18 protein-coding genes and 1 tRNA gene are annotated in these 21,453 nt (G+C 66.7%); 9 read left to right on the top strand and 10 right to left on the bottom strand.

The genetic code is table 11. The features are described 5' to 3' along the window. Window positions 1–77: 77 nt before the first annotated feature. The 4 genes from O1Q03_RS32490 to O1Q03_RS32475 all read right to left on the bottom strand — a co-directional run bounded on the left by O1Q03_RS32490 (window position 78) and on the right by O1Q03_RS32475 (window position 5,239). On the bottom strand, window positions 78–1,208 hold the full coding sequence (locus O1Q03_RS32490) for a 2-aminoethylphosphonate--pyruvate transaminase (protein ID WP_269508722.1): 1,131 nt from the start codon (window positions 1,206–1,208) through the stop codon (window positions 78–80). Between the two features lie 48 nt (window positions 1,209–1,256). Further along, on the bottom strand, window positions 1,257–2,984 hold the full coding sequence (locus O1Q03_RS32485; protein WP_269508720.1) for a putative 2-aminoethylphosphonate ABC transporter permease subunit: 1,728 nt from the start codon (window positions 2,982–2,984) through the stop codon (window positions 1,257–1,259). After that, window positions 2,981–4,072, bottom strand: a complete 1,092-nt coding sequence (locus O1Q03_RS32480) for a putative 2-aminoethylphosphonate ABC transporter ATP-binding protein (protein WP_269508718.1) — start codon at window positions 4,070–4,072, stop codon at window positions 2,981–2,983. Before O1Q03_RS32480 ends, O1Q03_RS32485 begins: the two co-directional genes overlap by 4 nt. 111 nt (window positions 4,073–4,183) lie before the next feature. Beyond that, window positions 4,184–5,239 (bottom strand): putative 2-aminoethylphosphonate ABC transporter substrate-binding protein, encoded by a 1,056-nt coding sequence (locus O1Q03_RS32475; RefSeq protein ID WP_269508716.1) that lies wholly within the window; start codon window positions 5,237–5,239, stop codon window positions 4,184–4,186. A gap of 218 nt (window positions 5,240–5,457) precedes the next feature. On the opposite strand from O1Q03_RS32475, the gene phnA reads away from it, so the two are divergent. The 5 genes from phnA to O1Q03_RS32450 all read left to right on the top strand — a co-directional run bounded on the left by phnA (window position 5,458) and on the right by O1Q03_RS32450 (window position 10,603). Then, window positions 5,458–6,696: a phosphonoacetate hydrolase gene (gene phnA / locus O1Q03_RS32470; protein WP_269508713.1), complete on the top strand. Its 1,239-nt coding sequence runs from the start codon at window positions 5,458–5,460 to the stop codon at window positions 6,694–6,696. Between the two features lie 27 nt (window positions 6,697–6,723). Next, window positions 6,724–8,178, top strand: a complete 1,455-nt coding sequence (gene phnY / locus O1Q03_RS32465) for a phosphonoacetaldehyde dehydrogenase (protein ID WP_269508711.1) — start codon at window positions 6,724–6,726, stop codon at window positions 8,176–8,178. 192 nt (window positions 8,179–8,370) lie between these two features. After that, complete coding sequence (locus O1Q03_RS32460) at window positions 8,371–9,153, top strand: amino acid ABC transporter substrate-binding protein (protein WP_269508709.1); 783 nt, start codon at window positions 8,371–8,373, stop codon at window positions 9,151–9,153. 14 nt (window positions 9,154–9,167) lie between these two features. Continuing rightward, a complete protein-coding gene (locus O1Q03_RS32455; RefSeq protein ID WP_269508706.1) occupies window positions 9,168–9,848 on the top strand; it encodes an amino acid ABC transporter permease in 681 nt (226 codons plus the stop codon). After that, entirely contained in the window at window positions 9,845–10,603 is a 759-nt protein-coding gene (locus O1Q03_RS32450) for an amino acid ABC transporter ATP-binding protein (RefSeq protein ID WP_269508704.1), read from the top strand. The genes O1Q03_RS32455 and O1Q03_RS32450 overlap by 4 nt, the downstream gene beginning before the upstream one ends. 142 nt (window positions 10,604–10,745) lie before the next feature. Here O1Q03_RS32450 and O1Q03_RS32445 read toward each other — a convergent pair whose 3' ends face one another. Together O1Q03_RS32445 and O1Q03_RS32440 are read right to left on the bottom strand one after the other, a co-directional pair. Beyond that, complete coding sequence (locus O1Q03_RS32445; protein ID WP_269508701.1) at window positions 10,746–11,780, bottom strand: DUF3592 domain-containing protein; 1,035 nt, start codon at window positions 11,778–11,780, stop codon at window positions 10,746–10,748. A gap of 186 nt (window positions 11,781–11,966) precedes the next feature. Continuing rightward, a tRNA-Lys gene (locus tag O1Q03_RS32440) sits at window positions 11,967–12,042 on the bottom strand. 190 nt (window positions 12,043–12,232) lie between these two features. Between O1Q03_RS32440 and O1Q03_RS32435 the strand changes: the two genes are divergently transcribed. Both O1Q03_RS32435 and O1Q03_RS32430 read left to right on the top strand, forming a co-directional pair. Then, entirely contained in the window at window positions 12,233–12,637 is a 405-nt protein-coding gene (locus tag O1Q03_RS32435) for a PaaI family thioesterase (protein WP_269508698.1), read from the top strand. Window positions 12,638–12,645: 8 nt separating this feature from the next. Beyond that, entirely contained in the window at window positions 12,646–13,512 is an 867-nt protein-coding gene (locus O1Q03_RS32430) for a patatin-like phospholipase family protein (RefSeq protein WP_269508696.1), read from the top strand. Between the two features lie 54 nt (window positions 13,513–13,566). Here the strand turns inward: O1Q03_RS32430 and O1Q03_RS32425 are convergent, their stop codons facing one another. Beyond that, on the bottom strand, window positions 13,567–14,580 hold the full coding sequence (locus tag O1Q03_RS32425; protein ID WP_269508694.1) for a D-2-hydroxyacid dehydrogenase family protein: 1,014 nt from the start codon (window positions 14,578–14,580) through the stop codon (window positions 13,567–13,569). A gap of 429 nt (window positions 14,581–15,009) precedes the next feature. Here O1Q03_RS32425 and O1Q03_RS32420 point away from each other — a divergent pair, with 429 nt between their 5' ends. Further along, the gene (locus tag O1Q03_RS32420; RefSeq protein WP_269508692.1) at window positions 15,010–16,059 is read left to right on the top strand and encodes a LysR family transcriptional regulator; all 1,050 of its coding nucleotides are present in this window, start codon (window positions 15,010–15,012) and stop codon (window positions 16,057–16,059) included. Window positions 16,060–16,191: 132 nt separating this feature from the next. On the opposite strand, the gene O1Q03_RS32415 is transcribed toward O1Q03_RS32420, so the two are convergent. The 3 genes from O1Q03_RS32415 to dprA form a co-directional block, all read right to left on the bottom strand. After that, window positions 16,192–18,789, bottom strand: a complete 2,598-nt coding sequence (locus O1Q03_RS32415; protein WP_269508689.1) for a DNA topoisomerase III — start codon at window positions 18,787–18,789, stop codon at window positions 16,192–16,194. A gap of 190 nt (window positions 18,790–18,979) precedes the next feature. After that, a complete protein-coding gene (locus O1Q03_RS32410; RefSeq protein ID WP_269508686.1) occupies window positions 18,980–19,360 on the bottom strand; it encodes a thioredoxin family protein in 381 nt (126 codons plus the stop codon). A gap of 36 nt (window positions 19,361–19,396) precedes the next feature. Further along, complete coding sequence (gene dprA / locus O1Q03_RS32405) at window positions 19,397–20,854, bottom strand: DNA-processing protein DprA (protein ID WP_442865894.1); 1,458 nt, start codon at window positions 20,852–20,854, stop codon at window positions 19,397–19,399. A gap of 71 nt (window positions 20,855–20,925) precedes the next feature. Between dprA and def the strand changes: the two genes are divergently transcribed. After that, complete coding sequence (gene def / locus O1Q03_RS32400; protein ID WP_269508681.1) at window positions 20,926–21,429, top strand: peptide deformylase; 504 nt, start codon at window positions 20,926–20,928, stop codon at window positions 21,427–21,429. Window positions 21,430–21,453: the final 24 nt, after the last annotated feature.

Raw genomic sequence — 21,453 nt, 5'->3', positions numbered from 1 at the left:
GAAAACGAAAACGAAACCGCCGCACGGCGACGCGCGGCGGGAAGCCGTGCGCGGCCGTGCGGCCCGGGACAGCGCGTTCAGGCGGCGGCTTCGGCCGACACGCGGCGCACGCCCATCGCGTTCAGCGTATCGGCGATCGCAGCCACCGCGCCCGGAATGCCGGCTTCGCCGAAGTGGCCGATGCAGCCGACGCGGAACGTGTCGACTTCGGTCAGCTTGCCCGGATACAGAATGTAGCCGCGCTTTTTGACCTCCTGATAAAAGCGCTTGAAGTCGTAGTTCGGATCGTCCGGCGCATGGAACGTGACGATGATCGGCGCCTGGATCGCCGGATCGAGGAACGGCCGGAAGCCGAGCGCGCGCATCCCGTCGATCAGCGCACGGCAATTGCGCTGGTAGCGGCCGCCGCGCGCGGCGAGTCCGCCTTCGTCGACGTATTGCGCGACGGCCGCGTCGAGCGCCGCGACCACGTGCGTCGGCGGCGTGAAGCGCCACTGCGTCGTGCGCTGCATGTAGACCCACTGGTCGTACAGGTCCATCGCGAGCGAGTGGCTGTTGCCTTCGCAGCGCTCGAGCGCGGTGCGCTTCGCGATCACGAAGCCGAGCCCCGGCACGCCTTCGAGGCATTTGCCGGATGCGGCGATCACCGCGTCGAACGGCGTCGTGCGCGCGTCGATGTCGATCGCGCCGAACGAGCTCATCGCGTCGACGATCAACCCGCGGCCGTGCTTCTCGACGACCTTCGCGACGTCGTGCAGCGGGTTCAGCACGCCCGCGCCGGTTTCGCAGTGCACGAGCGCGACGTGCGTGATGGTCCGATCGGTGGCGAGCGCATGCTCGACGTCGGCCGGATCGACGCGGCGGTCCTCGCTGTAGTCGATCGTCGTGAGCTGGCGGCCGAGCACGCGGCAGATCTTCGCGAGGCGCTGGCAATACGCGCCGTTGTTCGGCACCAGCACGTGGCCGTCGCGCGGCACGAGCGTGCCGATCGCAGCCTCGACCGAGAACGTGCCGCTGCCTTGCAGCGGCACGCATTCGTGCGTGCCTTCGCCGTGCACGATCTGCAGCAGCCGTTCGCGCAGCCGCGCGGTGATCGCGTTGAAGTCGCTGTCCCACGAGCCCCAGTCGCGCAGCATCGCGTCGCGCGTGCGGTCCGAGGTCGTCAGGGGGCCGGGGGTCAGCAGGATGGGCTGGGTGGCGAGCGTCATGGTGTCTCCTTGGTGAAGTCGGAACGTCACGTGAATGCGGCGAAAGGATCAACGGCGATGCGGATTGCGCCAGGCCTGCGTGCGGCGCAACAGACGGTGCGAGATGCATGCGAACAGCACGCACGCGAACGACGAGGTCGCGAGCACGAGCGTGGCCATCGCGGCAGCCGGGCCCATCTGGCCCGCGTCGTCGAGGTTCAGGATCGCGACCGATGCGGGCTGCGTGTCCGGCGAGTACAGGAACGCGACGGCGGAGACCGTCGTCATCCCGTTGACGAACAGGTAGCGCGCGATCAGCAGGATCGCGGGCAGGCACACGGGCACGGTCACGCGCACGAAGGTCTTGTAGAACGGCACCTTCAGCGACGCGGATACGGCCTCGAACTCGCTGTCGATCTGCCTGAGCGCGGTCACCGCAGTGAGGTGGCTCGACGCGTAGTAGTGAACGACGGTGACGATCGCGAGCAGCCACAGCGTGCCGTACAGCCCGTTCAGCGGATTGCCGGGCGCGTTGAACAGGAAGATGTAGCTGATGCCGAGCACGAGGCCGGGCACGCCCATCGGCAGGATCGCGCACAGGCTGATGAAGCCGCGCAGCCAGCGCGCACCGCGAGTCTTCTCGATCAGGTAGGCGCCGCCGAACACGACGATCGTGCCGCCGAGCGCAACCGTCGCGGCCATTCGCAGGCTGTTCTTGTACGCGTCGAAGATGCCGGCGCCGATCAGCCCCATCTCGTAGTGCTGCAGCCCGACGCTCATCTGGTACGGCCAGAACTTCACGAACGACGCGAACACCGAGATGCCGACCACCGCGATGAAGAACGCGCACACCAGCGCGCAGTACGCGAGCATCGCTGCATCGAAGCCGCGCGACGGCTTCGGCTGGTACGGCGTCGAGCGCGCGCCGAGCTGCGACTGCTGGCGGCGGCGGATGAAGTAGTCGACGCCGAACGCGACGAGCGCCGGGCACAGCAGCATCAGGCTCACGACCGCGCTGCGGTTGAAGTCCTGCAGCCCGATGATCAGCTTGTAGATGTCGGTCGACAGTACGTTGTACGAACCGCCGATCACCACTGGCACGCCGAAGTCGTTGATGCACATCGTGAACGCGACCATCGTCGCGCTGATCAGCCCGTACTTCGCGCCGGGCAGCGTGATCGTGAAGAACTTGCGCGTGCGGCTGGTGCCCATCGCGTCGGCGGCTTCATAGAGCCGGCCGTCCGCGAGCGACAGCGCGGTCACGAGGATCATCAGCACGTGCGGAAACGATGCGTACACCATACTCAACACGATCCCCGGCAGCCCGTAGATCGAGTGGCCGTGCAGCAGCGGCTTGAGCAGCCCCGAATTGCCGAACCAGTAGATGAACGACACGGCCGACAGCAGCGTCGGCGCGAGCAGCGGCAGCAGTGCGATCGTGCGCGCGGCGTTCTTCAGCGGCATGCACGAGCGCGTCAGCGCATACGCGAACGTGAACGCCATCGGCACGACGATCATCGTGACGAGGGCGCCGACCGTCAGCGAATGCAGCATCGAGCGCAGCACGCCGCTGTCCTCGAGATACTCGACGAAGTTGTGCATGCCGACGAAGCGGCCGTCCGCATCGACGAAGCATTTCTGCACGACGAGCGCGAGCGGCAGCAGCAGGAACAGCGACATCAGCGCGGCCATCGCGACGAGCGCGAGCTGCGCGACGCGGTCGTGCCAGTGCGTGATCTGCCGCACGTCGGCGGGAGCGGCCGCGCCGCGGCGGCGTTCGGTGAGGACGGTGCTCATTGAAGTCGCTCCTTCGCGCTCGGAAACACGCACACATGCTCTCGATCGAGTGCGAGGTCGACCCGCGCGCCGGCCTGCACGCCGGTGCGATCGACGTCGTGATACGACAGGTCGGCGACGATCTCCTGGCCGTCGAGCCCGTCGATCCGGAAGCTCACGCGGCAGAACGCACCGAGGAATTCGAGCTTTTCGACGCGGCCGGCGAGCACGTTGTCGGCCGTCTCGCCGGGAATGCGGATGCGCAGATCCTCGGGCCGCACGTAGACCGACACGGCCGCGCCCTGCGCCGGCCGGGTGGCGCCATGCCGGCAATCGAAGCCGACGCTGCCCGCGCGCAGCGTGCCGTCCTGCGCGACTTCGGCGGGAATCGTGTTGACGCGGCCGATGAAGTCCGCGACGAACGGCGACGCCGGTTGCCGATAGATTTCGAGCGGCGTGCCGATCTGCTCGATCACGCCGTGGTTCATCACGACGATGCGGTCGGCCATCGACAGCGCTTCTTCCTGGTCGTGCGTGACCATGATCGTCGTCACGCCGAGCCGCTGCTGCAGCGCGCGGATCTCCTGGCGCAGCCGCACGCGCACGCGTGCGTCGAGCGCCGACAGCGGTTCGTCGAGCAGCAGCAGGCCGGGGGACGTGGCGAGTGCGCGCGCCAGTGCGATGCGCTGCTGCTGGCCGCCGGACAACTGGCCCGGATGCTTGCGATGGCTGTCGGGCAGGCCGACGAGCGCGAGCAGCGTATGCACGCGCTCGTGGATCGCATCGCGCTTCATCTTGCGGTTCACGAGCCCGTACGCGACGTTGTCGTAGACGGTGAGGTTCGGGAACAGCGCATACGACTGGAACACGATCCCGTAGTCGCGCAGTTGCGGCGGCAGCCGCGAGATGTCGCGGCCGTCCTGCATGATGTGGCCGGCATTCTGCGTCTCGAGCCCCGCGATGATCCGCAGCAGCGTGGTTTTCCCGCAGCCGGACGGCCCGAGGAAGCAGATCATCTCGCCCTTCATCACGCTCAGGTTGATGTCGGTGAGAACCTGTGTGTCGTTGTACCGCTTTTCGATGCGTTCTACGCTCAGATAGGGTGCCATGCACGCCTCCACGCTGCGGGCGGCCCGCCAGCGGGCCGGATTCGACGATGGGAACAGATGCGGGGCGGCGCGTGACGCGGCCCCGCTGCCGGGTGCGGCGTTACTGCCGGGTCATTGCTGCGCCTTGGCCCCGTAGCGCTTCTGCCAGGTATCCAGGATCGACGCGCGGTTCTTCGCGGACCACACGAAATCGTTCTTCACGAGCAGTTCCGAATAGTTGTCGGGGATGCCCGAGAGCTTGCGCGCGACCCCCGGGTACGCGACGATCGCCCACCAGCGCGCGGTGATCTCGTTCGCTTCCTTGCTCGCCATGAAGTCGGCGAGCTTCTTCGCGGCGTCCGGCTGCTTGGTCGTCTTCATGATCGCCGTGCCTTCCATGTCCCAGCCGAGCCCTTCCTTCGGGAACACGAGATCGATCGGCGCGCCCTGCGCCTGCAGTTCGTGGCCGCGGAACTCGAACGAGATACCGATCGGGAACTCGCCGGTGCCGGCGAGCGTGCACGGCTTCGAGCCCGAGTGCACGTACTGCGCGACGTTCTTGTCGAGCGCGTCCATGAATTTCCAGCCTTTGTCGTCGCCGAACGTCTGCAGCCATGCCGTGACGTCGAGATAGCCGGTGCCCGACGACACCGGGCTCGGCATCACGATCGCGCCCTTGTAGACCGGCTTCGTCAGGTCCTCCCACGACGCCGGCTTCGGAATGTTCTTCGCCTGCGCGGCGACGCGGTTGTAGCAGATCGTCGCGCCCCACACGTCCATGCCGACCCAGTGCGGCGGCGTGTTCGCGTCGCTGTACTTGCGCGTGAGCTGGTCGAAGCCCTTCGGCGCGTACGGCATCAGCATCCCCTGCAGGTCGAGCAGCGTGAGGCTCGATGCGGCGAGGCCGAGGATGACGTCCGCGCGCGGGTTGTTCTTCTCCGCGAGCAGCTTCGCGGTGACCGAGCCGGTCGAGTCGCGCACCCAGCGGATCTCGACGTCGGGGTTCGCCTTCTCGAACGCGTCCTTGTAGGGCTTCATCGCCTCGTCTTCCAGCGCGGTGTAGACGAGCAGCGACGTCTTCGCGTGCGCCGCCTGCGCCGCGCCGAGCGCGATTGCGGCGGCCAGAGCAACACGGGCCGCGCCCGTCGCCCATCCATTCAAACGCTTGTGTACCGGCACTTCGTTCATCTTGAGACCCCTTGACTGTGGCGCCGCGGCACGCGGCGGATGAGTGGAGACCAGCCCTCTTTATGCTTCCTCTTGCTTCCGCGTTTTGCTTTCTGTTCTCTGCATGTTGTTGACAATCTACAAATCATCAATTTTAATGTCAAGCATGGAAAACACCTCCTCGGCGCGGCGCGGGCGCCGACAGCTCAACCCCCTTCGAACCGAAAGGACTGAACGTCATGACTGAAACGCCTGTATCCGTGGAAGTGAACGGCCGCCGCTACAACTGGATGAGCCGCCCCGTGGTGGTGGTCTGCGTCGACGGCTGCGCCTATGAATATCTCGAGATGGCGGCCGAGGCCGGCGTCGCGCCGTTCCTGCGCACGCTGCTGAAGCCGGGCACGGCGCTCAAGGGCGAGTGCGTGGTGCCGAGCTTCACGAACCCGAACAACCTGTCGATTGTTACCGGCGTGCCGCCGGCGGTCCACGGGATAAGCGGCAACTACTTCTACGATCGCGACACCGGCGCCGAGGTGCTGATGAACGATCCGAAGTATCTCGTCGCGCCCACCGTGCTCGCGACCTTCGCCGAACAGGGCGCGCGCGTCGCGGTCGTCACCGCGAAGGACAAGCTGCGGCGCCTGCTCGGCAAGGGGCTCAAGGGCATCTGCTTCTCGTCGGAGAAGGCCGATGAAGCGAGCCTCGAGGAAAACGGCATCGACAACGTGCTCGAGCTGGTCGGCAAGCCGGTGCCGAGCGTATACAGCGCGGAGTTGTCGGAGTTCGTGTTCGCGGCCGGCGTGCGTCTGCTCGAGACGCGCCCGATCGACCTGATGTACCTGTCGACCACCGATTACGTGCAGCACAAGTGCGCACCGGGCACGGACGGCGCGAACGCGTTCTACCAGATGATGGACACGTACCTGAAGCGGCTCGACGAGCTCGGCGCGATCGTCGCGATCACGGCCGACCACGGGATGAACGCGAAGCACGACGGCGAGACCGGCGAGCCGAACGTGATCTACCTGCAGGAGCTGTTCGACGCGTGGCTCGGCCACGATGCGGCGCGCGTGATCCTTCCGATCACCGATCCGTACGTCGTGCACCACGGCGCGCTCGGCTCGTTCGCGACCGTCTACGTGCCCGATTCCGCCGATACCGACGCGCTGCGTGCGCGGCTTGCCGCGGTGGACGGCATCGAGGTCGTGCTGACGGGCGCCGAAGGCTGCGCGCGCTTCGAGCTGCCGCCGGCGCGGATGGGCGACCTGATCGTGATCTCGAAGCAGGACGTCGTGCTCGGCACGCGCCGCATCAAGCACGACCTGTCGGGCCTCGACGTGCCGCTGCGCTCGCACGGCGGGATCTCCGAGCAGATCGTGCCGCTGATCTTCAGCAAACCGGTCGCGACCGACGTGTCGGGGCGCGCGCGGCTGCGCAACTTCGACATCATCGACATCGCGCTCAACCATCTGCAGTGACGCGGACGCATCCGCCAGGAGACACTCATGAACGCCATTGCAGCATCGACGGATGTCCGCGAGCTTCATCGCGAAGCACTGCGAATCGATGGTGAACGGATCCACCGCGACGCGGTGATCGAGGTACGCAACCCGTACGACGGCTCGCTCGTCGGCACCGTGCCGAAGGCGACGCTCGACGACGTGCGGCGCGCGTTCGCGGTCGCCGGTGCGTACCGGCCGTCGCTCACGCGTCACGAGCGCGCGGCGATCCTGCGCCGCGCGGCCGACATCGTGCGTGCGCGCACCGCCGAGATCGCCGCGCTGATCACGGCCGAAGCCGGGTTGTGCATCAAGGATTCGACGTATGAAGCGGGGCGCGTGGCCGACGTGCTCACGTTCGGCGCGGGCGAAGTGCTGAAGGACGACGGGCAGATCTTCTCGTGCGATCTGACGCCGCACGGCAAGAAGCGCCGCGTGTACACGCAGCGCGAGCCGCTGCTCGGCGTGATTTCCGCGATCACGCCGTTCAACCATCCGATGAACCAGGTCGCGCACAAGGTGGTGCCGTCGGTCGCGACGAACAACCGGATCGTCGTGAAGCCGTCGGAGAAGGTGCCGCTGTCGTGCTACCTGTTCGCGGACATCCTGTACGAAGCGGGCCTGCCGCCGCAGATGCTCCAGGTGCTGACCGGCGACCCGAAGGAAATCGCGGACGAGCTGATCACCAATCCGGCGATCGACCTGATCACGTTCACCGGCGGCGTGTCGATCGGCAAGTCGATCGCGTCGCGGATGGGCTACCGGCGCGCGGTGCTCGAGCTCGGCGGCAATGATCCGATCATCGTGATGGAGGACGCCGATCTCGACGAGGCGAGCACGCTCGCCGTGTCGGGCTCGTACAAGAACTCGGGGCAGCGCTGCACCGCGATCAAGCGGATGCTCGTGCACGAGGCGGTGGCCGATCGCTTCACCGAGCTGGTGGTCGAGAAGACCCGCGCGTGGGCGTACGGCAATCCGGCCGATCCATCGGTCGACATGGGCACGGTGATCGACGAAGCGGCCGCGAAGTTCTGCGAGCAGCAGGTGAGCGACGCGATCTCGCGCGGTGCGCGGCTGCTGGTCGGCAACGTGCGCGACGGCGCGCTGTATTCGCCGACCGTCGTCGATCGCGTGACGCCCGACATGCCGCTCGTGAAGTACGAGACGTTCGGGCCCGTGTCGCCGATCATGCGCTTTCGCGACATCGACGAGGCGATCCGCATGTCGAACAGCACCGACTATGCGTTGTCGTCGTCGGTCTGCACGAACCGCTTCGACAACATCACGCGCTTCATCACCGAGCTCGAAGTCGGCAGCGTGAACGTGCGCGAGGTGCCGGGCTACCGGCTCGAACTGACGCCGTTCGGCGGCGTGAAGGATTCCGGTCTCGGCTACAAGGAAGGCGTGCAGGAAGCGATGAAGAGCTTCACGAATACGAAGACCTATTCGCTGCCGTGGTAAGTCGCACGTAATGTGTCGACATGCGCGCCCGCACCGGCTTCACGGCCCGTGCGGGCGTTATTCGATCGGCTCATATCGTTAGCCGATTTGCGTTTTTGCCGGGCTTGCCCGCGTCGGTAGAATTCGCGGACCTCTCGAACGGCGCACGTGCGCCGGCGGGATCACTCCCTTCAATCATTCGGGGTCCGCATCATGAAAATCCTCCGCTCCATCCTGGTCGTCGCGTTGCTGCAGGCCGTCGCGGTCACGAGTGTGCTCGCCGCCGACGACCTCTCGCAGATCAAGTCGGCCGGCGTGTTCCGCGTCGGCACCGAAGGCACGTATGCGCCGTTCACGTATCACGACGCGACGGGCAAGCTGACCGGCTTCGACGTCGACATCGCGACCGCGATCGCGCAGCGGCTCGGCGTGAAGCCCGAATTCGTCGAAGGCAAGTGGGACGGGCTGATCGCGGGCCTCGACGTGAACCGCTACGACGCGGTCGTCAACGAAGTGTCGATCACCGATGCGCGCAAGGCGAAGTACGATTTCTCGACGCCGTACATCACGTCGCACGCGGTGCTGATCGTGCGCGCCGACAACACGTCGATCCGCACGTTCGACGACCTGAAGGGCAAGAAATCCGCGAACACGCTGACGAGCAATTTCGGCAAGCTCGCGGCCGCGCATGGCGCGGACGTGGTGCCGGTGCAGGGCTTCAACGAGTCGATCGATCTGCTGATCTCGGGGCGCGTCGACGCGACGATCAACGACTCGCTGTCGTACCTCGATTTCCGCAAGCACAAGCCCGACGCGAAGCTGAAGATCGCGGCGACGGACACGACCGGCGCGGGCGACGCGTCCGGCGTGCTGCTGCGCAAGGGCAGCCCGGCACTGGTGGCCGCGATCGACAAGGCGCTCGCCGACATCAAGGCCGACGGCACCTACGCGAAGATCTCGCAGAAGTATTTCGGCCGCGACGTGTCGCAGCCGTGAGCCGAGGCTGAACGATGCCGTCCTGGCTGCACCTGATGGCGGAATCGCTGCGGCCCCTGCTCGTTGCAGGGCTCGTGTTCACGGTTCCGCTCACGCTCGCGTCGTTCGCGATCGGCCTGCTGCTCGCGTTCGGCGCGGCGCTCGCGCGCCTGTTCGGGCCGCGCTGGGCGCAGGCCGGCGTACGGTTCTACATCTGGCTGTTCCGCGGTTCGCCGCTGCTCGTGCAGTTGTTCGTGATCTTCTACGGATTGCCGAACGTCGGCATCGTGCTCGATCCGCTGACCGCCGCCGTGATCGGCTTCTCGCTGAACGTCGGTGCGTACAACGCCGAGGTGATTCGCGGCGTGATCGAATCGATCCCGAAGGGGCAGTGGGAAGCCGCGTATTCGATGGCGATGATGCGCGCGCAGGCACTGCGCCGCGCGATCCTGCCGCAGGCCGCGCGCGTCGCGCTGCCCGCGTTGTCGAATTCGTTCATCTCGCTCGTGAAGGACACGTCGCTCGCGGCCGTGCTGACCGTGCCGGAGATCTTCCAGGCCGCGCAGCGCATCGCGGCCGTGACCTACGAGCCGCTGATCCTCTACACCGAAGCCGCACTGATCTATCTGCTGTTCAGCTCGGTGCTCTCCACGCTGCAACGCCGCCTCGAACTCCGTTTCGGCCGTCACGCGCTGTTCCATGCGGAGTTGCGATGATTCGTCTCGAACGCATCGACAAGTCGTTCGGCACGCATCGCGTGCTGAGCGCGATCGACCTCGCATTGCAGCCGGGCAGCGTGACGGCGCTGATCGGGCCGTCCGGCAGCGGCAAGAGCACGCTGCTGCGCTGCGTGAACCTGCTCGAAGTGCCGGAGACGGGCGCGCTCACGGTCGGCGACGCGCGTATCGAGTTCACGGCCGGGCATCGGCCGTCGCGCGATGCCGTGTTCGCCGTGCGCCGGCAAACCGGGATGGTGTTCCAGAACTTTCAGCTGTTCCCGCATCTGAGCGTCGTGCAGAACGTGATGGAAGGGCTCGTGACCGTGCAGCGCTGGCCGCGCGAGCAGGCACGCGAGCGCGCGCTCGCGTTGCTCGACAAGGTCGGCATCGCGGCCAAGGCCGACGCGTGGCCCGCGACATTGTCGGGCGGGCAGCAGCAGCGCGTCGCGATCGCGCGTGCGCTCGCGCCGTCGCCGCAGGTGCTGTTGTGCGACGAGCCGACGTCGGCGCTCGATCCCGAGCTGTCCGTCGAAGTCGTCGAGGTGCTGCGCCAGCTCGCGCGCGAAGGCACGACGATGCTGATGGCCACGCACGATCTGCGTCTGGCCGCATCGGTTGCGCAGGACGCGGTGTTTCTCGCGGATGGCCGCGTGGTCGAAGCCGGTGCATCGCGCGAACTGTTCGGGCGGCCGCGCGACCCGCGCACCGCGAAGTTCGTCGCGACGCTCGCGCAAGGCGTGCCGGCTCTCTGACGTGCCGCGCGACAGCGGTGGCGATCCGCTGCGCTCGCGCCGGTCGCGCCGCGCCGCGACGATCGGTTCCCCTGCTGCATGAGGGAACCGCGCGCGTGGCATGCTCGGAGCCGGGCGGCTTTACCGGCCGGGCCCGCACGCGTCATTCGATGACGTCGTGCAGCCGATGCTCGGGCCACAGCCTCGCGGCGACGAACAGTCCGGCAACGAACAGCGGCGCACCGATCGCGAACAGGATGCCCGCGACGCGCCAGCGATCCCAGAACGGGTCGACGATCGCATGTTCCGGCGTGACGGGGTCGTACAGCACGTTGACCGCGTCGCCTTCATGCAGCCCCAGGGACGATGACGCCGGGCCTTGTGTGAACGTGATCGGGCGGCCGCTGTCGGTGGTGAACGTGACGATTGCCGAATGGAGCGACGAGCGTGCGGTGCCGGCCACCTCGACGACGTGGCCAATCGAGTGTGCGTAGCGATGGGCGATCTGCCACTGGCGCAGGCCCGCGGCGCCGGCGCCGGTCAGGAACCCGGTGCCGATCGCGATCGGAATCAACACGGCTGCGATGTTCCAGCGGCGCCGCACCGGTTTGCCGGTCGCTCGGTGTGGCAGTGCGTCGAATCGATGGTTGCGACGCTCGTTCACGTACAGCAGGCCGCCGATCGAGAGCGACACGACGGCGAGCAGCGCAGGCACGGCAGCTGGCAACCAGCGTTGCGCGAAATCGTCGACACGGGCGGGGCGCTCGGGATCGGCGGGGTCGAGCAGGACGTCGACGCTTTCGCCGATGTCGTACGCAGGGACGCTCGACGCGGTATTGCCGGCGACTTCGCGGCGCCGGCCGCCGTTCGCGAGATAGGCGACGATCGGCCGGTATGCTCGCATCGCGTCGCTGTCCTGCACGATGCGCACGACCGTACCGGGTGTGCGAACCAGCTGGCCGGCCGTGCTGCTGGCCGCGACGGCGAGCGCACCTGCGAGCGCGAGCAGCGCAATGCCGAGTGCAAATGCAACGAGCGTGTCCTTACGCGGCATGAGCGGATTCGCTGCGCGCGTCGTGCGACGGATCCGGATGCGGTCGGATGGGGAGCGCGCGCCGACCTGCGCGCCGTTGCCGGCGTGACCATGCCCTCTGAATGGCCCCGTCTCGTGCACATGATTCCATGTTTGACGTCCCATGCTCTCTCAGTGCCGGCAGCGATACGGCGATCGCGGTGCCGGTCGTGTGATATTTGTCGGGGGATTCTAGCGGAAACGATGCGGGAGATGCGTGCGACGGCATACCGCGACGCAGGCGCGTGGGGCAAGCCGCGACGGAAATGGAAAAAGGCCGGTTAGCTTGCGCTAACCGGCCTTTGGAATTCCTGGTGGGGCGTGAGTGACTCGAACACTCGACCTACGGATTAAGAGTCCGCTGCTCTACCAACTGAGCTAACGCCCCCCAACAGAAGAAAGATTATGCACGGGTATTTCACCCTTGGCAAGTCCTTTGTGCAAATTTCTTCAAAATATTTCGTCACCACAACGGCGCCTGTCGGCGGGTTAACGAGCCATCGCAGTTGGCTCGCTCCCGGTATGATGACGTCCACCTGTTGCGCGGCGGTCGCGCAACGCTTTCAGGGCATTCGAAGATGGACGAAAACGCAGTCCGCGAATTGCTGGATCGCCTGCTGGCCCCATGGGTCCGCTCGCTCGGTCTGGTCCCCGTGTCGATCGGCGACGACACCGTCACGATGCGTCTGCCGTTTTCCGGCGAATTCCGCCATTCGGGCGGCAGCATCTGCGGCCAGGTGTTCACGGCCGCGGCCGACACGGCGATGGTGGTCGCGATCTCGGCCGCCCTCGGCGAATTCCGGCCGATGACGACCGTTTCGCTGAACACGAACTTCATGCGTCCGGTGCGCAAGGGCGACGTGCTCGTCACCGCGCGCGTGCTGCGGATGGGTCGCAACCTCGTGTTCGGGGAAGTCGAGCTCTTCGACGAGGACGGCAAGATGGCCGTCCACGCGACGTCGACCTACGCGCTCGTCGGTTGAGCGGCGCGATGTTCGACCAGATCGTCTTTGCGGGCGGCGGCAATCGCTGCTGGTGGCAAGCCGGCTTCTGGGACGTCGCGCAGCCGGCGCTCGGGCTGCGCCCGCGCGTGATCGCGGGCATCTCGGCCGGCGCGGCCACCGCCTGCATGCTGTATACGCGCGACGCCGCGTGGGTGATGCGCTATTACGAGGAAGCACTGCGCCACAACCGCAAGAACGCGTACTGGGGCAACCTGTTCGGCCGCGAGCCCGTGTTTCCGCATTACCGGATCTACCGGCAGGCGCTGCTCGACATCTACGGCGAGCCGTTCGCGCAGCTCGCCGACGCACCGGAGATCCGCATCGGCGTGTCGCACGTGCCGCGCTGGCTCGGCGCGCGCAGCGCGGTCGCGGCGGGCCTCGTCGCGTACAACATCGAGAAGTACGTGCGCAAGACGCTGCACCCGACGCTCGGCCGCACGCTCGGCTTTCGTCCCGAGTTCGTGCGCGCGCAGGCCTGTGCGACCGTCGACGAACTCGCCGACCTGATCCTGCAGTCGTCGTGCACGCCGCCGTTCACGCCGGTGCTGCGCCGCGGCGGGCGGCCCGTGCTCGATGGCGGGATGGTCGACAACGTGCCGGTCGACGCGCTCGACCCGTCGCCGGGCGACGTGCTGGTGCTCGTCACGCGGCTGTATCCGCGCCCGCAGATGTTCACGGTCGCGCACGGCGACCAGCGGCGGTTGTACGTGCAACCGTCGAGCAAGGTGCCGATTTCGAGCTGGGATTACACGAGTCCGTCGCAGATGCGGCATGCGTACGACCTCGGACGGCGCGACGGCGAGCATTTCCTTGCGCGCGTCGACGCGCTGACGAGCGGCCGCGTGGCCGCCTGAAGAGGCAAACGGCGAAGCGGGGCCGCACGATATGCACGGCCCGCGCGGCGCGGATCAGCGCTTGCGGATCGGCGTCAGCGCTTCCGGGTTCGCGACGCTGGACATGTCGCCCTGGTCGAACGCGAGGATGTTCTTGAACGCCGCGCTGAAGTAGAGCTCGTAGCTTTCGCGCTCGACGTAGCCGATGTGCGGCGTGCAGATCACGTTTTCCATCCGCAGCAGGCTGTAGCCCTGCAGGATCGGCTCGCTCTCGAACACGTCGATCGCGACCATCCCCGGACGGTTGTGCGACAGCGCGTTGACGAGCGCGTTTTCCTCGAGCAGTTCCGCGCGGCTGGTGTTGACGAGCAGCGACGTCGGCTTCATCCGCATCAGGTCTTCCTGCTTGACGATCCCGCGCGTGTCGTCGTGCATCCGCAGGTGCAGCGACAGCACGTCGCTCTGCTCGAACAGCGCTTCGCGGCTGTCGGCGGCCGTGTAGCCGTCGGCGCGCGCGGCCTCGAGCGAATGCTCGCGGCCCCAGATCAGCACGTTCATCCCGAAGGCCTTGCCGTAGCCGGCGACGATCCGGCCGATCTTCCCGTAGCCCCAGATGCCGAGCGTCTGGCCGCGCAGCACCTGGCCGAGGCCGAAGTTCGGCGGCATCGCCGACGTCTTCAGGCCCGACTGCTGCCATGCGCCCTGCTTCAGGTTCGCGACGTATTGCGGAATGCGGCGCTGGGCGGCCATCACGAGCGCCCACGTGAGTTCGGCCGGCGCGACCGGCGAGCCGGTGCCTTCGAGCACCGCGATGCCGCGGTCGGTACAGGCTTCGAGGTCGATGTGGCTCGATATGCGGCCGGTCTGGCTGATCATGCGCAGATTCGGCAGCTTCGCGAGCAGCTGCGACGTGATCGGCGTGCGCTCGCGGATCAGCACGAGCGCCTCGACTTCCGCCAGACGGCTCGCGAGCTGTCCCAGGCCGCGCACCGTGTTGTTGAAGACCTTCACGTCGTGGTCGGCAAGCATCTCGAAGCAGTTCAGCTTGCGGACGGCGTCCTGGTAGTCGTCGAGGATGGCAATTTTCATGGTCAGCGGGAATCGCGCGTAGAAGGCGGCAGCGGTGGCGGCGGCGCACGTCGCGCACCCGTCCCGCCCGGCCGGGGCCGACATGATGCTACGTCGGCGTGCTCGGTGGTGTCTTTTTAACAGGTTGTTACGCTCCGCCGCAATCGGCGCCGGCCTGATCCGGCGCTGCTTGCGTGCGATGACGCGTGGTGCGCTGCTGTGTCGCATCAAACACGTCTTTCCTCATTCGTCCACTTCCCCGCCGAGGTTCACCCAATTGTTGCTGCAATCAGAATAATTGGATCAAGTATCCGCAACCAGCGAGGATTTTTGACTATTTTTATCTCGTTTAGCGGTCTCGTTAGGCAACTCTGCATCTTTTCCGCTGTCGTAGGAGAATTACGCATTTGCTTCAACTTTTTGAAGTTGTAACAGCGGCAGGAGTCGTTTATGGATCATTTGCAGTCGATGCGCGTGTTCGTCAAGGTTGCGGATCTCGGCAGTTTCGCGCGGGCCGCGAGCGCAATGGATATCTCGAACGCGGTCGCGACGCGTCACGTCGCCGATCTCGAAGGCCGGCTCGGCACGCGTTTGCTGAACCGCACCACGCGCAGCCTTTCGCTGACGGAGTCGGGTCAGGTCTATCTGGAGCGGGCGCGCCAGATTCTCGATGAGCTCGAGGACGTCGAACAGATGGTCGTCGCGCGCAACCACGAGCCGGTCGGCACGTTGCGCATCGTCGCGCCGGTCGTATTCGGCCTGCATAACCTCGCGCCCGTGCTGCAGTCGTACACCGAGAATTTCCCGAAAGTGGTGCCGGATCTGACGCTGGTCGATCGCCAGGTCGATCTCGTCGAGGAAGGTTTCGATGTCGGCATCGTCGTCACGCGCCAGATGCGCAGCGCAAGCATCGTCACGCGGCGGCTGACCACGGGCTGCATGACGGTGTGCGCGACACCGAGCTATCTCGAAAAGCACGGCGTGCCGACGCATCCGGAGCAGCTCATCGAGCACCCGGCGCTCAGCCTGCCGACCGAATACTGGGGCGACGAGCGCGTGTTTACGGGTCCGGACGGCGAAGTGCGCGTGCGGCCGACCAACGTGATCGTCGCGAACAACACTGCGATGCTGCGCCAGTTCGCGCTGCTCGGCATGGGTATCGCGATCCTGCCGAGCTACCTGATCGGCGGCGACATCGCGCGCGGCGCGCTGGTGCGGCTGCTGCCGGATTTCCGGCTGCCGCAGGTCGAGATCAACATCGCGTATCCGAGCCGGCGTCACCTGCCCGCGAAGGTCCGCACGTTCATCGACCACCTGGTCGAGCATTTCAGCCACTCGACCGACGCGACGATGGGCGAGCAATGGGCGTCGCAAGGCGCGGCGCCTGCGCCGATCGGCGTGGAAATGCGCGCCGAGCCGCCCGAGTCGACCGACCCGAACCTGCAGCCGCGTCTCGCGCGTTCGCCGCGCCCGCGTGTGGCGGTGCCGTCGCCGCTGTAACGGCGCGTCGCCGGGCGGCGATTGCCGTCGGCCCAAAGAAAAAACGCGGATCGAGCGATCGATCCGCGTTTTTTTACGCCATGCGACGATGCCCGATGCGCCGGGGCAGCCCCGGCGCTCAGGTCGCCATGGTTACGAACCCGTCTTGCGCGCCGTCGTCTTGCGGGCGGCGGTCTTGCGGGCCGGTGCCGGTTTCTCTTCGGCGCCTTCCGTCACGGTTTCGGCGTCCTTCGTCGCCGATTTCGCCGTCTTCTTCGCGGCTGCCGCCTTCGGCTCCTTCTTCTCGAACTCGAAGCCGATCTTGCCGTCCGGCTGCTTCACGAGGAATGCCTTGAAGTTGCGGCCGGTGCGCGACGACTTGAAGCCCGGCAGCAGATCCGTGCGGCCGTCGGCGAGCAGCTTGGCCATCTGTTCGCGCGTGATTTCCTGCTGCAGGATCACCTTGCCCGAGCGGAAGTCGCACGTCTTCGGGTTCGCGACCGAGTGTTCACACACATAGCTCATCCCGTGCTCGAACACGCGGCCCTTGCACTTCGGGCATGCGCCGACCGGCTCCTGCGCGGAGAAGTCCGGCGCTTCGCCTTCCTCGCCGCCCTGGTCCTGGCCGAAGTCGAACTCGAGCTTGTAGTTCTTCGTTTCGTCGTCGAACGAGAGCTTGAGGATCGCCGAGAACGGACGGCCCATCTTGCTGCGGAAGCCGGACAGCGGGCCGATGGTCTTCTCCCGCAGCAGCTCTTCGACTTCCGCGATCTCGAACTGCCGGCTGCCCGGAATCTTCGAGATCGAGAACTCGCACTTCGTGCACGCGAAGCGGCGGTAGTTTTCCTTCACCTGGCCGCCGCAGTTCGGGCACGGCGTCTCGAGCGTCGCGTAATCGCCGGGGATCGTGTCGGAATCGTATTCCTTCGCGCGCTTGACGATCTGCTGCGTCATGCGGGCGATTTCCTGCATGAAGGCTTCGCGCCCGAGGTTGCCGCGCTCCATCTGCGACAGCTTGTATTCCCATTCGCCGGTGAGCTCCGGCGCGGTCAGTTCCTTCACGCCGAGCCCGCGCAGCAGCGTCATCAGCTGGAATGCCTTCGCGGTCGGGATCAGCTCGCGGCCTTCGCGCACGAGGTATTTCTCGCCGAGCAGGCCTTCGATGATGGCCGCGCGCGTGGCCGGCGTGCCGAGGCCCTTCGCGGCCATCGCTTCACGCAGCTCGTCGTCCTCGACCAGCTTGCCCGCGCCTTCCATTGCGGACAGCAGCGTCGCTTCCGAGTAGCGTGCGGGCGGCTTGGTCACGAGCGCGACCGCGGCGATCTCGTCGGTCTTGACCTTCTCGTCCTTCTGCACCGGCACGAGGTTCGCGTCCGCGCCTTCCGCGTCGCGGCCGTACACCTGCAGCCAGCCCGGCTCGACGAGCACCTTGCCTTCGGTCTTGAAGTGATGCCCGGCGACTTCGGTGATCCGGGTCGTCACGCGGAATTCGGCTGCCGGGAAGAACACCGCGAGGAAGCGCTTCACGACCAGGTCGTACAGCTTCTGCTCCGGCTCGGACAGCGACTTCGGCGCCTGCAGCGTCGGGATGATTGCAAAGTGGTCGCTGATCTTCGAGTTGTCGAAGATCCGCTTGTTCGGCTTCACCCAGCCCTTGTCGAGCACCTGCTTCGCATGCGGCAGATAGTTGTTGCTCTCCTTGAGCATCTCGAGCGTGGACTGCACCGTCGACAGGTAGTCTTCCGGCAGCGCGCGCGCGTCGGTACGCGGGTAGGTCAGCACCTTGTGCTTTTCATACAGCGCCTGCGCGAGGCCGAGCGTATTCTTCGCGGAGAAGCCGAAGCGCCCGTTCGCCTCGCGCTGCAGGCTCGTCAGGTCGAACAGCAGCGGCGACAGTTGCGTCGACGGCTTCGATTCCTCGGACACCGTGCCGATCTGGTCGCGGCACGCGGCGACGATGGTTTCGGCGGCCGGCAGGCTCCACAGGCGCGAGTCGCGCTTTTCCGGATCGAATTCGTCGCGCTTGAATTTCGGGTCGTACCACTTGCCTTCGTAGAAGCCGGCTGCGCACGCGAACTCGGCCTTCACTTCCCAGTAGTCGCGCGGGACGAAGCGGCGGATTTTTTCTTCACGTTCGACGACGATCGACAGCGTTGGCGTCTGAACGCGCCCGACGGTCGTCAGGAAGAAGCCGCCGCCCTTGCTGTTGAACGCAGTCATCGCGCGGGTGCCGTTGATCCCGACGAGCCAGTCGGCTTCCGACCGGCAGCGTGCGGCGTCGGCGAGCGGCTGCATGTCGCTGTCGCTGCGCAGGTTCGCGAAGCCGTCGCGGATCGCCTGCGGCGTCATCGACTGGAGCCACAGGCGCTGGACCGGCTGCTTCGCCTTCGCGTGCTGCGCGATCAGGCGGAAAATCAGCTCGCCCTCGCGCCCCGCGTCACATGCGTTGATCAGGCGATCGACGTCCTTGCGCTTCATCAGCTTGGTGAGGACCTTCAGTCGCGATTCGCTTTTTGCGATCGGGTTCAGGTCGAAATGCGGAGGGATGACGGGCAGATGAGCGAAGCTCCATTTGCCGCGCTTGACCTCATACTCTTCGGGGGCGGCAATTTCCAGCAGGTGGCCGACCGCGGACGAAAGGACGAATTCGTCGCTCTCGTAGTATTCGTCATGCTTGGTAAAGCCGCCCAAAGCGCGCGCGATGTCGTTCGCGACAGAAGGCTTTTCCGCAATGATCAGTGCTTTGGACATGACAGGTGTATGTTGGTAGACCGGGTTCGCCGGTGTGGGTCCCTTTTACGACGGCTTTATAGCACACGCCGCAGCGACGGCGGCGCGGCGTGCAAAAAGCGGCCCATCATAGAGGGGGGCTGCAACGGCGGCAAGCGGCCGGCACGGCGGCCCGCGCAACGGCGCGACAAGCCGCCCGGCCGGGCGCGGTTCACGCCTCGACGTTCAGCACGTTGCGCAATTTCGGTGCGTGCGGCGTGCCGGGCACCGCAGTCAGGTCGGACAGCATCCGTTCGACGATCGCCGCGTGCGGCAGCACCGTGCCGAAGAAGCGCGCGGTGTTGGCGTCCTCGATCAGGATGGTCGGGAAATTCTCGACGTCCAGATCATCGAGCTGGTCGGCGTGGGTTTCAATGTCGATCCACGCGAAGCAGGCATCGGGATGGGCGTCGGCGAGCTGGTCGAACGCCGTCCGGTAGTCGCGGCACGTGCCGCACCATTCGGCGCACAGGCAGGCAACCAGCAGCGTGTCGGGATCGGCGAGGCGCTCGGCGATCCGATCTGCGTCGGTGTCGAGATTCAGCGCGGGCATGGATTTCCTTGGATGTCTTTGGCGGCGCGGCCGCCCCTATGCGGGGGAATGTAGCACGCCGGACGCAGGCGGGGTGGGCGCCGCATCGAGCCGCGCGAAGCGTCCGCCGGCGACGCTCGCGATGCGGCCGGCCAGTTCCAGCGCGAGCAGCACGCCGTGCAGCACGTCGTCGGACAGGCCGGTGTGCTCGGCGAGCCATTCGTAAGTAACGGGGCCATATCCGAGCGCGGCGAGCACCGATCGTTCTGCCGGAGATTCCGGCAGCGCGGGCGGCGCGGCTTCGATCCGGCCTCCCGCCGCTGGATCGGCCGGCGCTGCTTGCGCCCGATGCGCGGCCGCGCGCCGGCCGGCATGGCCGGATTCAGCGCCGTTGCCCGCGATTGCGCCCGAATTCTCGGCGCGTGCTGCGCCGTCGGCGGTATGAGGATGAGCCGTTGGTTCACCCAGCCCGTATTCCTCGAGTACGTCGAGCGGCGCCGCGGCGAGCTTCGCGCCGTCGCGGATCAGCGCATGGCAGCCCTGCGCGAGCGGCGCGTGGATCGAACCGGGCATCGCGAACACGTCGCGGCCCAGCTCGTTCGCGAGCCGCGCCGTGATCAGCGAACCGGAGCGCGGCGCGGCTTCGACGACGAGCACGCCGAGCCCGAGCGCGGCGATCAGCCGGTTGCGCTGCGGGAAATGCGACGCCCGCGCGGGCGTGCCGAGCGGCCATTCCGACACGATCGTGCCGTGTGCGGCGATTTCGTGGGCGAGCGCACGGTGCCGCGCCGGGTAGACGAGATCGGCGCCGGTCGCGATCACCGCGATCGTGCCCGAGCGGCCGTCGAGCCCGCCGCGATGCGCGGCCGCGTCGATGCCGAGCGCGAGGCCGGAAACGATCGCGAGCCCCGCGTCGGACAGCGCGTGGGCGAAGTGTGTCGCGTCGGCCAGCCCTTGCGGCGTGGCGTGGCGGCTGCCGACCACGGCAAGGCCGCGGGCGTGCAGCAGATCGAGCCGGCCCTTTACATATAGCAGCGGCGGCGGATCGTGCAGGTCGCGCAGCCGCGGCGGGTACGCGGGATCGTTGAGCGTGACGATCACGTTGCCCGGCGCATCGAGCCACGCGAGCGCGGCGTCGGTGCGCGCGTCGAGATCGTCCCGCTCGCTCGCGCGTACCGCCTGCGCGGCGGCGGCGCTGCTCGCCGCAACGATTGCGTCGTCGGACGCGCGCAGCAGCGCCGCGGGCGTGCCGAATGCATCGAGCAGAACCTGCAGCACGGGCGGGGCGAGGCCCGGCGCATGCGCGAGTTGCAGCCACGCGCGCAGCGCGGATGGGGTCAGCGCTTGCGGCGACATGAGGTTCCCTTCGAACGCGACGACCAGCGAACGACGTCGCGCCATGATAAAATTTTCATCATCCGAAATACTCGACAGGGCCGCGCGCGCAGGCGTCCGGCCGATTGCAGGAGGCTTGACCCGCGGCATTGATATGCCGCGCGTTCGCCTCATCTTCATTGCATCCCGGCGGCGGCGCCAGCCGGCCGGATGGCCGATGCGGCACGCCGCTCCACCGAATACCGAACACCATGGCATTGCTGAACATTCTTCATTACCCCGACAAGCGGCTGCACAAGGTCGCCAAGCCCGTCGACAAGGTCGACGACCGGATCCGCAAGCTCGTCGCCGACATGGCCGAAACCATGTACGCAGCGCCGGGCATCGGCCTGGCAGCCACGCAGGTCGACGTGCACGAGCGTGTGATCGTGATCGACGTGTCCGAGGACAAGAACGAGCTGCGCGCGTTCATCAATCCCGAGATCGTCTGGTCGAGCGACGTCAAGCAGGTGTACGAGGAAGGCTGCCTGTCGGTGCCCGGCATCTACGACGAAGTCGAGCGTCCCGACCACGTGCGCGTGCGTGCGCTCAACGAGCAGGGCGAAACTTTCGAGCTCGACTGCGAGGGCCTGCTGGCCGTGTGCGTGCAGCACGAGATGGATCACCTGATGGGGCGCGTGTTCGTCGAATATCTGTCGCCGCTGAAGCAGACGCGCATCAAGACGAAGATGAAGAAACTCGAACGCGCGATGTGACGCGTGTTCGCCAAGCTCTCCCGA

The sequence above is a fragment of the Burkholderia sp. IMCC1007 genome, from assembly GCF_027257875.1.
In the GTDB taxonomy this organism is placed as follows: domain Bacteria; phylum Pseudomonadota; class Gammaproteobacteria; order Burkholderiales; family Burkholderiaceae; genus Burkholderia.
This window is presented reverse-complemented; position numbering and strand designations above follow the sequence as displayed.

Bases quoted from the DNA above. Each gene is read 5' to 3' on its own strand.
- O1Q03_RS32490 (WP_269508722.1), bottom strand. From the start codon at position 1,208: ATGACGCTCGCCACCCAGCCCATCCTGCTGACCCCCGGCCCCCTGACG.
- O1Q03_RS32485 (WP_269508720.1), bottom strand. From the start codon at position 2,984: ATGAGCACCGTCCTCACCGAACGCCGCCGCGGCGCGGCCGCTCCCGCC.
- O1Q03_RS32480 (WP_269508718.1), bottom strand. From the start codon at position 4,072: ATGGCACCCTATCTGAGCGTAGAACGCATCGAAAAGCGGTACAACGAC.
- O1Q03_RS32475 (WP_269508716.1), bottom strand. From the start codon at position 5,239: ATGAACGAAGTGCCGGTACACAAGCGTTTGAATGGATGGGCGACGGGC.
- phnA (WP_269508713.1), top strand. From the start codon at position 5,458: ATGACTGAAACGCCTGTATCCGTGGAAGTGAACGGCCGCCGCTACAAC.
- phnY (WP_269508711.1), top strand. From the start codon at position 6,724: ATGAACGCCATTGCAGCATCGACGGATGTCCGCGAGCTTCATCGCGAA.
- O1Q03_RS32460 (WP_269508709.1), top strand. From the start codon at position 8,371: ATGAAAATCCTCCGCTCCATCCTGGTCGTCGCGTTGCTGCAGGCCGTC.
- O1Q03_RS32455 (WP_269508706.1), top strand. From the start codon at position 9,168: ATGCCGTCCTGGCTGCACCTGATGGCGGAATCGCTGCGGCCCCTGCTC.
- O1Q03_RS32450 (WP_269508704.1), top strand. From the start codon at position 9,845: ATGATTCGTCTCGAACGCATCGACAAGTCGTTCGGCACGCATCGCGTG.
- O1Q03_RS32445 (WP_269508701.1), bottom strand. From the start codon at position 11,780: ATGGGACGTCAAACATGGAATCATGTGCACGAGACGGGGCCATTCAGA.
- O1Q03_RS32435 (WP_269508698.1), top strand. From the start codon at position 12,233: ATGGACGAAAACGCAGTCCGCGAATTGCTGGATCGCCTGCTGGCCCCA.
- O1Q03_RS32430 (WP_269508696.1), top strand. From the start codon at position 12,646: ATGTTCGACCAGATCGTCTTTGCGGGCGGCGGCAATCGCTGCTGGTGG.
- O1Q03_RS32425 (WP_269508694.1), bottom strand. From the start codon at position 14,580: ATGAAAATTGCCATCCTCGACGACTACCAGGACGCCGTCCGCAAGCTG.
- O1Q03_RS32420 (WP_269508692.1), top strand. From the start codon at position 15,010: ATGGATCATTTGCAGTCGATGCGCGTGTTCGTCAAGGTTGCGGATCTC.
- O1Q03_RS32415 (WP_269508689.1), bottom strand. From the start codon at position 18,789: ATGTCCAAAGCACTGATCATTGCGGAAAAGCCTTCTGTCGCGAACGAC.
- O1Q03_RS32410 (WP_269508686.1), bottom strand. From the start codon at position 19,360: ATGCCCGCGCTGAATCTCGACACCGACGCAGATCGGATCGCCGAGCGC.
- dprA (WP_442865894.1), bottom strand. From the start codon at position 20,854: ATGAAGATGAGGCGAACGCGCGGCATATCAATGCCGCGGGTCAAGCCT.
- def (WP_269508681.1), top strand. From the start codon at position 20,926: ATGGCATTGCTGAACATTCTTCATTACCCCGACAAGCGGCTGCACAAG.